Annotated in this window: 12 protein-coding genes and 1 pseudogene; 4 read left to right on the forward strand and 9 right to left on the reverse strand. The window is 68.8% G+C overall.

The window, feature by feature from the left end; translation table 11 throughout:
• Positions 1-31 precede the first annotated feature (31 nt).
• From qcrB to ctaE, 4 genes are all read right to left on the reverse strand, one after another.
• Positions 32-1,669 (reverse strand): cytochrome bc1 complex cytochrome b subunit, encoded by a 1,638-nt coding sequence (qcrB, locus tag ACWC24_RS04480; RefSeq protein ID WP_450661329.1) that lies wholly within the window; start codon positions 1,667-1,669, stop codon positions 32-34.
• Entirely contained in the window at positions 1,666-2,724 is a 1,059-nt protein-coding gene (qcrA, locus tag ACWC24_RS04485) for a cytochrome bc1 complex Rieske iron-sulfur subunit (protein ID WP_450661330.1), read from the reverse strand. Before qcrA ends, qcrB begins: the two co-directional genes overlap by 4 nt.
• Entirely contained in the window at positions 2,721-3,533 is an 813-nt protein-coding gene (gene qcrC / locus ACWC24_RS04490; RefSeq protein ID WP_351600003.1) for a cytochrome bc1 complex diheme cytochrome c subunit, read from the reverse strand. The genes qcrA and qcrC overlap by 4 nt, the downstream gene beginning before the upstream one ends.
• Before the next feature lie 65 nt (positions 3,534-3,598).
• Positions 3,599-4,219: an aa3-type cytochrome oxidase subunit III gene (gene ctaE, locus ACWC24_RS04495; RefSeq protein ID WP_152886520.1), complete on the reverse strand. Its 621-nt coding sequence runs from the start codon at positions 4,217-4,219 to the stop codon at positions 3,599-3,601.
• Between the two features lie 178 nt (positions 4,220-4,397).
• Between ctaE and ACWC24_RS04500 the strand changes: the two genes are divergently transcribed.
• The gene (locus ACWC24_RS04500; RefSeq protein ID WP_450661331.1) at positions 4,398-4,799 is read left to right on the forward strand and encodes a hypothetical protein; all 402 of its coding nucleotides are present in this window, start codon (positions 4,398-4,400) and stop codon (positions 4,797-4,799) included.
• Between the two features lie 127 nt (positions 4,800-4,926).
• Here the strand turns inward: ACWC24_RS04500 and ACWC24_RS04505 are convergent, their stop codons facing one another.
• The 4 genes from ACWC24_RS04505 to ctaC form a co-directional block, all read right to left on the reverse strand.
• Complete coding sequence (locus tag ACWC24_RS04505) at positions 4,927-6,195, reverse strand: Ig-like domain-containing protein (RefSeq protein ID WP_450661332.1); 1,269 nt, start codon at positions 6,193-6,195, stop codon at positions 4,927-4,929.
• A 149-nt stretch (positions 6,196-6,344) separates the two neighbouring features.
• The gene (locus ACWC24_RS04510; protein WP_162468384.1) at positions 6,345-6,743 is read right to left on the reverse strand and encodes an aa3-type cytochrome oxidase subunit IV; all 399 of its coding nucleotides are present in this window, start codon (positions 6,741-6,743) and stop codon (positions 6,345-6,347) included.
• Positions 6,740-8,473: an aa3-type cytochrome oxidase subunit I gene (gene ctaD, locus ACWC24_RS04515; protein ID WP_162468385.1), complete on the reverse strand. Its 1,734-nt coding sequence runs from the start codon at positions 8,471-8,473 to the stop codon at positions 6,740-6,742. Before ctaD ends, ACWC24_RS04510 begins: the two co-directional genes overlap by 4 nt.
• The gene (ctaC, locus tag ACWC24_RS04520; RefSeq protein WP_450661333.1) at positions 8,470-9,435 is read right to left on the reverse strand and encodes an aa3-type cytochrome oxidase subunit II; all 966 of its coding nucleotides are present in this window, start codon (positions 9,433-9,435) and stop codon (positions 8,470-8,472) included. The genes ctaD and ctaC overlap by 4 nt, the downstream gene beginning before the upstream one ends.
• 713 nt (positions 9,436-10,148) lie before the next feature.
• Here ctaC and ACWC24_RS04525 point away from each other — a divergent pair.
• Positions 10,149-11,588, forward strand: a complete 1,440-nt coding sequence (locus ACWC24_RS04525; RefSeq protein ID WP_450661334.1) for an aminotransferase class V-fold PLP-dependent enzyme — start codon at positions 10,149-10,151, stop codon at positions 11,586-11,588.
• Positions 11,589-11,657: 69 nt separating this feature from the next.
• On the opposite strand, the gene ACWC24_RS04530 is transcribed toward ACWC24_RS04525, so the two are convergent.
• On the reverse strand, positions 11,658-12,632 hold the full coding sequence (locus ACWC24_RS04530) for a carbohydrate kinase family protein (protein ID WP_450661335.1): 975 nt from the start codon (positions 12,630-12,632) through the stop codon (positions 11,658-11,660).
• Positions 12,633-12,763: 131 nt separating this feature from the next.
• Here ACWC24_RS04530 and ACWC24_RS04535 point away from each other — a divergent pair, with 131 nt between their 5' ends.
• Together ACWC24_RS04535 and ACWC24_RS04540 are read left to right on the forward strand one after the other, a co-directional pair.
• Entirely contained in the window at positions 12,764-12,973 is a 210-nt protein-coding gene (locus tag ACWC24_RS04535; protein WP_450661336.1) for a hypothetical protein, read from the forward strand.
• 168 nt (positions 12,974-13,141) lie between these two features.
• A pseudogene (locus tag ACWC24_RS04540) lies at positions 13,142-13,594 on the forward strand (hypothetical protein); the annotation flags it as partial.

The following is a 13,594-nucleotide window of genomic DNA, read 5'->3' on the forward strand; positions in this document are numbered from 1 at the left end:
GGTCCTTGTGTGCGCGTGGCGAGCGCAGCGATCAGTGGTGGCCGTGGCCGCTCGTGATCTCCTTGTACTCGTCGACAGTCGGCTTCTCGATCTGGCTGTCCTCGTCGAAGTACGCCTTGCTGATCTTGGCGCGCAGCTTCTGCGAGCCCTTCAGCTTGCGCTCGACACCGTTCTCGTCGACCGTCGGGCCGAGTTCGAGCGGCTGGTACTGCTCGTGCGCGGTGAGGGTGTGGAGCTGCTCCTGGCTGAGCGGCTCGTGGATCTCGATGAACTCACCGTGCGGCAGGCGCTTGATGGTGCCGGTCTCGCGACCGTGCAGCACCTTGTCCCGGTCCCGGCGCTGGAGGCCGAGGCAGATCCGCTTGGTGACGATGAACGCGATGACCGGTCCGACGAAGAAGAAGATCCGGACGAACCAGGTGATCGAGTTGATCGACAGGTGGAAGTGGGTGGCCCACAGGTCGTTGCCACCGCCGACCAGCGTGATCATGTACATCGTGACCCAGGCGGTGCCCAGGGCCGTGCGGGTCGGCGCGTTGCGCGGGCGGTCCAGGATGTGGTGCTCGCGCTTGTCGCCGGTGATCCAGGACTCGATGAACGGGTAGAGCGCCAGCGCGGCGAGCACGACACCGAAGAGGACCAGCGGGATGAACACGCCCAGGACCAGCGTGTGGCCCCAGATGTTGATCTCCCAGCCGGGCATGTAGCGGATCAGACCCTCGGCGAAGCCCATGTACCAGTCGGGCTGGGCGCCGGTCGACACCTGGTCCGGACGGTAGGGGCCGATGGCCCAGATCGGGTTGATCTGCGCGATCGCCGCGATGGCCGCGATGGCACCGAAGACCAGGAAGAAGAAGCCTCCGGCCTTGGCCATGTAGACCGGCAGCAGCGGCATGCCGACGACGTTCTTGTTGCTCTTGCCGGGGCCCGCGAACTGCGTGTGCTTGTGGTAGAAGACCAGGATCAGGTGGCCCACGACCAGGCCGAGCATGATGCCCGGCAGCAGCAGGATGTGGATCGAGTAGAACCGCGCCACGAAGTCGTGGCCCGGGAACTCCCCGCCGAAGAGGAAGAACGAGATGTACGTGCCGACGATCGGCATGGACAGGATCGCGCCCTCGGTGAAGCGGACACCGGTGCCGGAGAGCAGGTCGTCCGGGAGCGAGTAACCGGTGAAGCCGGTGAACATGCCCAGGACGAACAGCAGGAAGCCGAACAGCCAGTTGACCTCACGCGGCTTGCGGAACGCGCCCGTGAAGAACACGCGCATCATGTGCACGAACATGCCGGCGAGGAAGATCAGCGCCGCCCAGTGGTGGATCTGCCGGATGAGCAGACCACCGCGCACCTCGAAGGAGATGTGCAGGGTCGAGCTGAACGCCTCGGACATCAGCTGTCCCTGGAGCGGGACGTAGCTGCCGTGGTACACCACCTCGTTCATCGAGGGGTGGAAGAACAGCGTCAGATACACACCCGTGAGGATGATGATCAGGAAGCTGTAGAGGCAGACCTCACCCAGCATGAACGACCAGTGGTCGGGGAAGATCTTGCGCATGTTGGCCTTGGCCAGGGAGTAGATCCCCAGCCGGCCGTCGGCCCAGTCGGCGATCCGCTCGCCGGCCGGCGCCTTCCCGCGCGAGCGGGACTCGGTGGTGGTCGTAGTGCTCATCCGCGCTCCCAGAATGCAGGACCGACGGGCTCTGCGAAGTCGCCGAGCGCCTCGAGGTAGCCCTCGGGGTTCACGCCGATGCGCAGCTGCGGCAGGGCGTGACCGGCGGGACCGAAGATCACCCGGGCGCCGTCGGACAGGTCGAAGGTGGACTGGTGGCAGGGGCACAGAACGTGGTGCGTCTGCTGCTCGTACAGGGAGATCGGGCAACCGACGTGGGTGCAGATCTTCGAGTACGCGACGATGCCGTCGTGCGACCACTCGAGCTCTTGCTTGTCCTTGATGTCGTCCGGCTGGAGCCGGACGATCATCACGGCCGCCTTGGCGATCTCGTTCTGGAACTCCTCGTCGGTCTCCTCCAGGCCCTCGGGCTTGACGAAGGTGAGCGAACCGACGGCCACGTCCGAAGCGCGCAGCGGCTGGTTCGTGTTCATGTTGACGAGGAGCTTGCCCTTGGACCACGCCGTGTGGCGCATCTTGTCCTCGGGCAGCGGACCGAGGTCGCGCAGAAGGACGACGCCGGAGAGCGGGAACAGCGCCAGCGCACCGAACATCGTGTTGCGGATCAGCTTGCGACGGCCGAGCGCGGACTCCGTGGCACCTTCCTTGAAGTCCGCGAAGACCTTCGCGCGGACCTCGGGGGACGCCTCGATCGGGTGACGCTCGTCGGCGACCTCCACGTCGGACATCAGGGTGCGGGCCCAGTGGACCGCGCCCGCGCCGATGCAGAACAGCGCCGCGCCCAGGGTCAGACCCAGCGCGAAGTTCAGCGCGCTGATGTGACCGATCGGGAACACGAAGATCGACTTGTCCGGCGGGATCGTCACGTACGACGCGATGAAGCCGACGGTGGCCAGCATCGACAGCGTGAACAGGAAGGCGACCGCACGCTCGGACCGCCTGGCGGCCCGCTCGTCGATGTCCTGGATCCGGTGCTCGTGGGGCGGCAGCCCCGGGTCGGCGAACGGGTTCTGCTCGTCCGCTACGTCCACGGCGCCGTGCGCGTGGGCCTGCTCAGCGGGCAGGTTCTCTTCTGGAATGTCTTGGCTACTCATGACTTCTTGGCCTTTGCGGTCCGAGCGGCGACCCAGACGGCGACCGCGACCAGGGCGCCGAGACCGAAGATCCACGCGAACAGACCCTCGCTGACCGGCCCGAGGCCGCCCAGTTCGAGACCGCCGGGGTTCACCGTCTCATCGCTGTTGACCGCGTTCAGGTACGCGATGATGTCCTTCTTGTTCTGCTCCGACAGGGTGGTGTCGGGGAACGAAGGCATGTTCTGCGGGCCGGTCTGCATGGCCTCGTAGATGTGCTTCGGGTCCACACCCTCCAGGTCCGGCGCGAACTTGCCCTCCGTGAGGGCACCGCCCTTGCCGGTGAAGTTGTGGCACTGCGCGCAGTTGGTGCGGAAGAGCTCGCCGCCCTTGGCGATGTCCGCGCCCTCGGGGCCGTACTGGGCCGAGGTGGGGACGTTCGGGCCGGCGCCCAGCGACGCGATGTAGGTCGCGAGCTGGTCGATCTGGGCCTGGCTGTAGATGTTCTTCTTCTTCACCACCTGCGGGCCCTGGGAGGTCGCAGCAGGCATACGGCCGGTGCCGACCTGGAAGTCGACGGCCGCGGCGCCCACGCCGACCAGGCTCGGACCGTCGGAGGTGCCCTGACCGCCGGTGCCGTGGCAGCTGGCGCAGCCGACGGCGTAGAGCTTCTTGCCCTCGTCGATGGCGAGGGACTGGGAGGTTTCATCGGCCTGCGCCTTGCTCGCGGGCGCGAACGCGGCGTACAGCCCCCCAGTGGCCGCCAGCGCGAGGAGTAGGACGACGACCGCCGCCAGCGGATGGCGTCGTCGTGCGGAGAGCTTTTTCACGGATTACCCCGGTGTCAGGATCTTCTGCGTCGATGCTTCTGGAAGGTGCGCGGGATCGGGCCCGGCTACTTGATCATGTAGATCGTGGCGAAGAGGCCGATCCAGACGACATCGACGAAGTGCCAGTAGTAGGACACGACGATGGCCGCGGTCGCCTGTTCATGGGTGAACCTCTTGGCCGCGTACGTCCTGCCGAGGACGAACAGGAAAGCGATCAGGCCGCCCGTCACGTGCATGCCGTGGAAGCCGGTGGTCAGGTAGAACACCGAGCCGTACGGGTCGGAGGAGAGCGAGAGCCCGTCCTTCTTCACCAGCTCGGTGTACTCGTAGATCTGACCGCCGATGAAGATCGCACCCATGATGAAGGTGATGATGAACCAGCCCCGGAGCTTCTTCACGTCACCCCGCTCGGCGGCGAAGACGCCGAGCTGGCAGGTGAGGGAGGAGAGCACCAGGATCGTGGTGTTCGTCGCCGAGAACGGGAAGTTCAGGGCGGACGCCATTTCCTTCCAGTGGTCGGGACCCGTCACCGATCGCAGGGTGAAGTACATCGCGAAGAGGGCCGCGAAGAACATCAGCTCGGAACTCAACCAGATGATGGTTCCGACGCTGACGAGGTTCGGCCGGTTGACCGACGGGTGCGCGTGCCCGGTTTCTACTGTCGTTGCTGTCGCCACGACCGACATTATGTCGGTCCCTTATCCCGCCCTCACTCCGGGGGGTGCCGTTCGGAGTGTTCCCAGCGTGTGCAGTGCCCGTATGGCCCATCGAAGCGGTGTTCCAACAGGTGTTGACAGCCTGTTCAAGGGAGTAGCATCCGCCGCACCGGTTCTGTCCGTACGACGCTGACGTCTCGGAGGAAACATGCAGCCGACCGCCACGGTGCTGGTCTACAGCGACGATTCCAACACCCGCGAACAGGTGCGGCTCGCGGCCGGACGCCGGCCCGCACCGGACGTGCCCGCGGTCGAGTTCGTGGAGTGCGCCACCCCGGCCGCGGTGCTGGCCGAGATGGACCGGGGCGGCATCGACCTCTGCGTGTTCGACGGCGAGGCCGTGCCGATGGGCGGCATGGGCCTGTGCCGGCAGATCAAGGACGAGGTGTTCGAGTGCCCGCCGGTGCTGCTGCTCATCGCGCGGCCGCAGGACGCCTGGCTGGCCACCTGGAGCCGCGCCGACGCCGCTGTGACGCTCCCGGTGGATCCGGTGGAGTTCGCGGGGTCGTTGGCCGCTCTGCTGCGCCGGAAGCGGCTGCTGAGCGCGTAGCCGGACGGGGCGCGGGGTTCCCCACGGGACGAGATCCGGTCGGCCGGTGACGGCCGGTCCCTGACGGCCCCTCACGCCCCTCGATCCCCCGATCGGGTGACAGCCGGTCCCGGTTCCCCCGGCGGGGTCACACCGGCGTCGGCCGCAGCCTCGCCGTGTCCTCGGGCCGGGGGCTCTCCGGGGCGCCGCCCTGCAGCGCGCTGCCGGAGCGCCACTTGTCCCAGGTGACGTTCCAGTCGCCGAAACCGTTGCCGAACGGCTCCATCTCGTGGCCGCCGGAGTTGACGACCTGGACGACGTCACCCTCGTGGACGGTGTTGAAGAACCACTCCGCGTTGCTGGTGCTCATGCCGACGCAGCCGTGGCTGACGTTCTCCGAGCCCTGGGAGCCCACCGACCAGGGCGCGGCGTGCACGTACTCGCCGCTCCAGGTGACCCGCGAGGCGTAGTAGACGGGCAGGTCGAAGGAGTCCGAGGTGCCCTCCTCGATGCCGATCGTGATGCCGCGCATGCGTACCATGCGCTGCTTCTCCAGGATGACCTTGACGCCGTTGCGCGTGTCGAAGCCGGGCCTGCCGGTGGTGACGGGGATCCGGTTGATCGGCCGGTCGTTCTTGTAGACCGTCAGCTGGTGCGCCGCCGCGTCCGTGACGGCGACGATGCGGTCGCCCGTGGTGAGTTTCAGGGGGGCCGCCCTGCCGCCCCACAGCCGGTCGCCGATACGCATGCCCGCCAGGTTGCTGTGCACCTGGATGGTCGCGTGGGCGGGCCAGTAGTCCTTGGGGCGGTAATGCAGTTCCTTGTCGTTCACCCAGAACCAGGCGCCCTCCACCGCGGGCGTGGTGTCCACCTTCAGGGCCCGCTCCACGACGGCCCGTTGACCCTTGTCCTTGACGGGCACGCTGAGCTGGGCGACGACCGGCTGACCGACGCCGTACAGGCCCGACCTGGGGGTGAAGAGGACGTCGACGTTCTGTCGGGCCTTGCCCGCGGGCCGGCCGGTGTCGAAGGTGAGGACCTTGCGGCCGGGCGCCCCGTCGTCGTCCTCGGTGCTCACCCGCACCGTGTAGCGGGTGTCGGCGGCGAGCGGCGCGGTGCTGTGCCAGCGGCTGCCGTCCGCGGCCAGTTCGCCCGCCACGTAACGGCCCGACGTGTCGACGGCCGTGACGTCCGTCAGGCGCCCGTCGGAGTCCTCGGCGGTGACCTCCAGGGGCTTGTCCGGGTCGGCCTTCTTCCCGTTGTCCGTCGGGGCGTCGAAGACGATCTCCGGGTCCGCGGCGTAGGGCCGGCCGGCGAGCGGGTCTCCGTCCGCGCCACAGGCGGTGACGCCCGCGCAGAGGGCGATCACCAGCAGCGCGCAGCCGACGGTGGTGCGAGGGCGGGGTGAAAGGCTCATGGCATCACGCTAGGAAGCTTCGTCGGCACCGGCGCGTTGAGTAGCCCTTAAGAGCGATGCGGACTCCGGCAAACGCAGGAGCCCGGACCCTCCTTGCGGAGAATCCGGGCTCCCGGGTGGTACAGCGGCTGACCTGGGGTCAGCACGGCTCACTGGGTGCGGTTCTCACCGCGGTAGTACTCGAAGACCCAGCCCCACAGGCCCAGCAGGATCAGCGGGGCCGAGAAGTACAGCAGCCACCAGCCCATCGCGACGCCCAGGAAGGCCAGGGCACCGCCGACGGCCAGGGACAGCGGCTGCCAGCTGTGCGGGCTGAAGAAGCCCAGCTCGCCGGCGTCGTCCGCGACGTCCGCCTCCTTGTTGTCCTGCGCACCCGCGTCGACCCGCCGGGCGGTGAAGCCCAGGTAGAAGCCGATCATGATGCACAGGCCGAAGGCCAGGAAGAGCGCCGTGGTACCGGCCGGCTCCTTCGACCACACGCCATAGACGACCGCCATGGCGAGGACGAAGACGCTCAGCCACATGAACATCTTGCCCTGGATCTTCACTTGCCGGCCTCCTTGCCGCCCGTGATGGCGCCGCCGTGGGCGGCGTGCTCCAGCTCGAGCGCGGCGATCTCAGGGTGGTGCAGGTCGAACGCCGGGGATTCGCTGCGGATCCGCGGCAGGGTGAGGAAGTTGTGGCGCGGCGGCGGGCAGGACGTCGCCCACTCCAGCGAGCGGCCGTAGCCCCACGGGTCGTCCACGCCGACCGGCTTGCCGTACTTGGCGGTCTTCCACACGTTGTAGAAGAACGGAAGGATCGACAGGCCGAGGACGAACGAGCTGATCGTGGAGACCGTGTTCAGGGCGGTGAAACCGTCGGCCGCCAGGTAGTCGGCGTAACGACGGGGCATGCCCTCGGCACCCAGCCAGTGCTGGACCAGGAAGGTGCCGTGGAAGCCGACGAACAGGGTCCAGAAGGTGATCTTGCCGAGGCGCTCGTCGAGCATCTTGCCGGTGAACTTCGGCCACCAGAAGTGGAAGCCGGCGAACATCGCGAAGACGACCGTGCCGAACACGACGTAGTGGAAGTGCGCCACCACGAAGTACGAGTCCGAGACGTGGAAGTCCATCGGCGGCGAGGCCAGGATGACACCGGTCAGACCACCGAAGGTGAAGGTGATCAGGAAGCCGACCGCCCACAGCATCGGGGTCTCGAAGCTCAGCGACCCCTTCCACATCGTGCCGATCCAGTTGAAGAACTTCACGCCGGTCGGAACGGCGATGAGGAACGTCATGAAGGAGAAGAACGGCAGCAGCACTCCGCCGGTGACGTACATGTGGTGGGCCCACACCGTCACGGACAGACCGGCGATCGCGATCGTCGCGGCGATCAGGCCCATGTAGCCGAACATCGGCTTGCGGGAGAAGACCGGGATGATCTCGCTGATGATGCCGAAGAACGGCAGCGCGATGATGTACACCTCTGGATGGCCGAAGAACCAGAAGAGGTGTTGCCAGAGCAAGGCTCCGCCGTTGGCCGCGTCGAAGACGTGGGCGCCGAATTTACGGTCTGCCTCCAGCGCGAACAGGGCCGCGGCCAGCACCGGGAAGGCCAGCAGGACCAGAACGGCCGTCAGCAGCACGTTCCACACGAAGATCGGCATGCGGAACATGGTCATGCCGGGCGCGCGCATGCAGATGATCGTGGTGATGAAGTTGACCGCGCCGAGGATGGTGCCGAAGCCGGAGAAGGCCAGACCCATGATCCACATGTCGGCGCCGACACCCGGGCTGCGGACCGCGTCCGACAGCGGGGAGTAGGCGAACCAGCCGAAGTCGGCCGCACCCTGCGGGGTGAGGAAGCCGCCCACCGCGATGAGCGAGCCGAACAGGTAGAGCCAGTAGGCGAACATGTTCAGCCGCGGGAACGCGACGTCCGGGGCACCGATCTGGAGCGGCATGATCCAGTTCGTGAAGCCGGCGAACAGCGGCGTCGCGAACATCAGCAGCATGATCGTGCCGTGCATCGTGAACGCCTGGTTGAACTGCTCGTTCGACATGATCTGCAGACCAGGCCGGGCCAGCTCCGCACGCATGAGCAGCGCCATGACGCCACCGATGCAGAAGAACGCGAAGGACGTGGCGAGGTAGAGCGTGCCGATCGTCTTGTGGTCAGTGGTGGTGAGCCACTTGATGACGACGTTTCCGGGCTGCTTGCGCCGTACGGGCAGTTCGTCCTCGTAGTACGAGGCTCCGGCCGCCGCGGCGCCCTGAGGTTCGTTGACGATGCTCACAGGTTGTTCGTCTCCCGGTTCTTCTCGTGGCTCGTCTGCGCGATGCCGGCGGGAACGTAACCGGTCTGCCCCTTCTTGGCGAGGTCCTTGAGGTGCTGCTGGTAACGCTCGGGGGAGACGACCTTCACGTTGAACAGCATCCGGGAGTGGTCGACGCCGCAGAGCTCGGCACACTTGCCCATGAAGGTGCCCTCTTGGTTGGGCGTCACCTGGAAGGAGTTCGTGTGGCCGGGGATGACGTCCATCTTCATCAGGAACGGCACCACCCAGAAGGAGTGGATGACGTCACGCGAGGTGAGGACGAAGCGGACGGTCTCGCCCTTGGGCAGCCACAGCGTCGGACCGGGGTTGCCCGTCTGCGGGTTGCGCGTGCCGGGCGTGCCGACGTCGTAGACGCCGCCGGCGTTCGCCGGGAACTGCGCCTTGAACCGGTCCGGAATGGCGGCCAGGTTCTTGTCGGTCTTCGCGTCACCGGTGGAACCGTCGACGTTCTCGATGTAGTTGAAGCCCCAGCTCCACTGGAAGCCGACGACGTTCACAGTGACGTCGGGCTTCTTCTCGAGGCTGAGGAGCTTCGACTCGTCACGGGCGGTGAAGTAGAACAGCACCGAGACGATGATGATCGGGACCACTGTGTACAGGGCCTCGATCGGCATGTTGTACCGGGTCTGCGGAGGAACCTCGACCTTGGTCCGGCTGCGCCGGTGGAACATGGTCGCCCACAGGATCAGGCCCCAGACCAGCACGCCGGTGGCGAGCGCGGCCGCCCACGAGCCCTGCCAGAGGGAGAGGATCCGCGGAGCCTCGTCTGTGACCGGGGTGGGCATACCAAGGCGGGGGAAGTCTTCCCAGTTGTACGAGCAACCAGTGGCTGTCGCCAGGACCAGGCCCGCAGTCATTGCCTGCAGCAGCTTCCGCCGCATCGGGCGCCGCGGCGAGCGGTCGGAGCCGTTGGGACTCACGTAGCGCCTTCCCGAGAGTCTCGCCCGCGCTGTTCGGCTGCGGCCTTCTCGCTGGTCGGTCGCCGCCCTGCGTCGGGCAGGGGTTTGGATGTTTATGCGGACCAAACCCTACTGGACGCGTTTTGGGGTCGCGCGGGGAGGGTGGCCAACGCGCCGCCGGTCCCCCTGAAGGGGGTTGGCAACTGCTCACCAGATGGTGCACACGAGGTCGAATTAGCTCGTTCGCGTGACAGCCGGCCCGCGGACTAGCGGTCTCCTGGGCCGACCGGGCTAGCGTGATGGCACGATCCGGGGCGTCAGGTGTGGCGTCGGCGTGCGGGGCCCCCGCTCCACCGGAGAGACGGTTCGGGGCCTCCCCGTCGCCTCTGGCCGCACCCGTCCGGCCAGGTCGTGCAGGGAACCGGCCTCCCGGAACTGGACCGCGCACCTGATGCGTGTCGCCGCCCCGGGGTTGAGTACGCCGGGGACCTGGGGGCACCTCCCACGCCCTTGAGGCAGTAGGAAAGCGCTCAAGACCGTTCGGGGCGTGCGACTGAATGGGCTCACCTCCGCTCAGTCCTGAGGAACGGTGGGTTGTCCTGCTGCGACTGTCTTCTGACGGAGCTTCGGGACGCCACCCGGTCGGGTGCGCCCGAGGGGTGAGGACGGCCGAGGGCGTGACCCGGCCACGCGGGCGGTTCGGCTCGTGGGGCCGGGGCGCTTAGCGTTGCGGTGTGTCCTACTTCGACGCCGCATCGGCCGCTCCCCTGCATCCCGTCGCCCGCCAGGCCCTGGCGGCCTCCCTCGACGAGGGGTGGGCCGATCCCGCGCGGCTGTACCGGGAGGGGCGGCGGGCTCGGCTGCTGCTGGACGCGGCGCGGGATGCGGCGGCCGACGCCGTCGGCTGCCGGCCCGACGAGCTGACGTTCACCTCCTCCGGCACCCGGGCGGTGCACGCGGGGATCGCGGGGGTGCTGACGGGCCGACGGCGCGTGGGAAACCACCTGATCGTGTCGGAGGTCGAACACTCTTCGGTACTCCATTCGGCCGAGGCGCACGAGGCGGCGGGCGGCTCGGTCACCCGGGTGCCGGTGCTGCGGACCGGCGAGGCGACCGCCCGTTCGTACGAGGAGGCCCTGCGGCCGGAGACCGCGCTGGCCTGTCTCCAGTCGGCCAATCACGAGGTGGGCACCGAGCAGCCGGTGGCGGAGGTGGCCGAGCTGTGCCGGGAAGCGGGGGTCCCGCTGCTGGTGGACGGCGCGCAGTCGCTGGGCTGGGGCCGGGTGCCGGGCGGCTGGTCGGTGCTGACGGGCAGTGCGCACAAGTGGGGCGGCCCGTCCGGGGTCGGACTGCTGGTGGTCCGCAAGGGAGTGCGGTTCGCCGCCCAGGGCCCGGTCGACGAGCGTGAGTCGGGGCGGGCGGCCGGCTTCGAGAACATCCCGGCGATCGTGGCGGCGGCGGCCTCGCTGCGGGCGGTGCGCGCCGAGGCGGAGCAGGAGGCGGCACGGCTGCGGGAGCTGACGGACCGGATCCGGACGCGGGTGGCGTCGGCCGTACCGGATGTGGAGGTGGTCGGCGATCCGGTGCGGCGGCTGCCCGGGACCGTCACGTTCTCGTGTCTCTATGTCGACGGGGAGAGCCTGCTCCACGCGTTGGACCGGGAGGGCTTCTCCGTGTCGTCCGGATCGTCCTGTACGAGCAGCACGCTGACGCCGAGCCATGTGCTCAGGGCGATGGGAGTGCTGAGCGAGGGCAACATCCGGGTGTCGCTGCCGTACGGCACGCCGGCCGAGGAGGTCGAGCGGTTCCTGTCGGTGCTGCCGGGCACGGTGGCGGCGGTGCGCGAGAAGCTCGGCGCGCCTGCCGCGTCCGTCGCGCCTGCCACGCCGGAGGTCGTGCGCGCGGTGGCGCCCGCGGGTGACACCCGGGTGGCCGGCACAGCGCAGGGCGACGCGCTGGTGGTCGACGCGCTGGGCAGGCGGTGCCCGATCCCCGTGATCGAGCTGGCGAAGGTCTTCGGCGACGTGCCGGTGGGCGGCACGGTCCGGGTGCTCTCCGACGACGAGGCGGCCCGGCTCGACATCCCGGCGTGGTGCGAGATGCGGGGGCAGGAGTACGTCGGCGAGGAGCCGGCGGAGCACGGCTCGGCGTATGTGGTCCGCCGGGTGTCCTGACCGCGGCAGGCCCCGGGATCCCTCCCGGGGCCTGCCGCGAACGAGTGGCCGGTCAGAAGCCGGACCGGGTCAGGAGAGGTGCTCGCGGACCTCGGCCGCGGCCTCGTCGCCGTAGGCCTTGGTGAAGCGCTCCATGAAGTGGCCGCGGCGCAGCCGGTACTCCTGCGTGCCGACCGTCTCGATGACCAGCGTGGCGAGCATGCAGCCGACCTGGGCGGCGCGCTCCAGGCCGACGCCCCAGGCCAGGCCGGAGAGGAAGCCGGCCCGGAAGGCGTCGCCGACGCCGGTGGGGTCGGCCTTGCGCTCCTCGTCGGGGCAGCCGACCTCGATCGGGTCCTGGCCGGCCCGCTCGACGCGCACACCGCGCGAGCCGAGGGTGGTGACGCGGTGGCCGACCCTGGCGAGGATCTCCTCGTCGCTCCAGCCGGTCTTGGACTCGATGAGCCCCTTCTCGTACTCGTTGGAGAAGAGGTACGTGGCGCCCTCCAGCAGGGTCCGGATCTCGTCGCCGTTCATCCGGGCGATCTGCTGGGAGAAGTCGGCGGCGAACGCGATGGACCGGGTGCGGCACTCCTCGGTGTGGCGGAGCATCGCCTCCGGGTCGTCGGCGCCGATCAGGACCAGGTCGAGACCGCCCACGCGGTCGGCGACGGTCTTCAGCTCGATGAGGCGGGCCTCGCTCATCGCGCCGGTGTAGAAGGAGCCGATCTGGTTGTGGTCGGCGTCGGTGGTGCACACGAAGCGGGCGGTGTGCAGCGTCTCGGAGATGTGCACCGAGTCGGTGTCGACGCCGTGCCGGTCGAGCCAGGCGCGGTAGTCGTCGAAGTCCGAGCCGGCGGCGCCGACCAGGATCGGTTCCGTGCCGAGCTGTCCCATGCCGAAGGCGATGTTCGCGCCGACGCCGCCCCGGCGTACGTCGAGGTTGTCGACCAGGAAGGAGAGCGAGACCGTGTGCAGCTGGTCCGCGACGAGCTGGTCGGCGAAGCGGCCGGGGAAGGTCATGAGGTGGTCGGTGGCGATGGAGCCGGTGACTGCGATGCGCACGGCGTGGACTCTCCTGGGGGGAGGGGCATTGACAGTTCACGCTACCCGGTCGGCGGGCCCACCTTGAAGTATACGAAACTACCCGATAGTAGATCTTTCTTCGCGGCCCGAGCCGTGCATACGGTGCCACTATGACGAACTTCAAGCGCTGTGTGCCCGCCCCGGCGGATCTGGAGGGCGGCCTTGCGTCGCTGCGCGGTGACTGTGCCCGGATGGTGCCGCACTGGGCGGCCCCCGACCGGTTCACCCCGCACCCGGTGTCCCCGTCGCTCATCCACGGCGTGACCGTGCCGTCGGCGTCGGCGCGACTGCTGGACGCCATGTCGGACTACGGGGACTGACCGGCGCCCGGGTTCCGCGTCGGCGCGTTCCAGGGAACCGTGCGCTCCCCCGCTGCGTCCCATCGGCGTCCCCCGTAGAGGGGATCCGGGATACGACCCCTCCGCCGCCCATTTTGACAGGGCCGGGTCAGGGTCGGCCGGGAGGACAGCAGCCGAAGGAGCGATGCGGTGAACACCGAGCGACCCGACAACGACGACGCCGCACGCGAGCCGGGCGCCGCCGAGACCGCCGGTGAGGAGGAAGAGGTCCGGGCCGGGACCGACGCCGGGGCTGAGGCGAAGGCCGGGGCCAAGGCCAGGACTCAGGCTGAAGCCGGGGCTGAAGCCAAGGCTCAGGCTGATGCCGGGGCCGGGACCCGGGCGGGAGCCGGTGCCGACGCGGACGACGCCGAGCCCGGTGCCGACGCGGACCGTACCGAGGTCGGCCCCGCGGCCGAAGCGGCCCCTGCCGAGGACGGCGAGGGCGGGACGGCCCCCTCCGAGGAGGCCCCCGCCGGGGACGCCTCCGTCGAGCCCGCCTCCACCGACGACGCTTCCATCAAGCCCCCCTCCGCCGAGGACACCCCGGTCGAGGCAGCCTCCACCGAGGACACCCCGGTCAAGGCCGCCTCCACCGAGGAC

The organism is Streptomyces sp. NPDC001443, assembly GCF_053597355.1.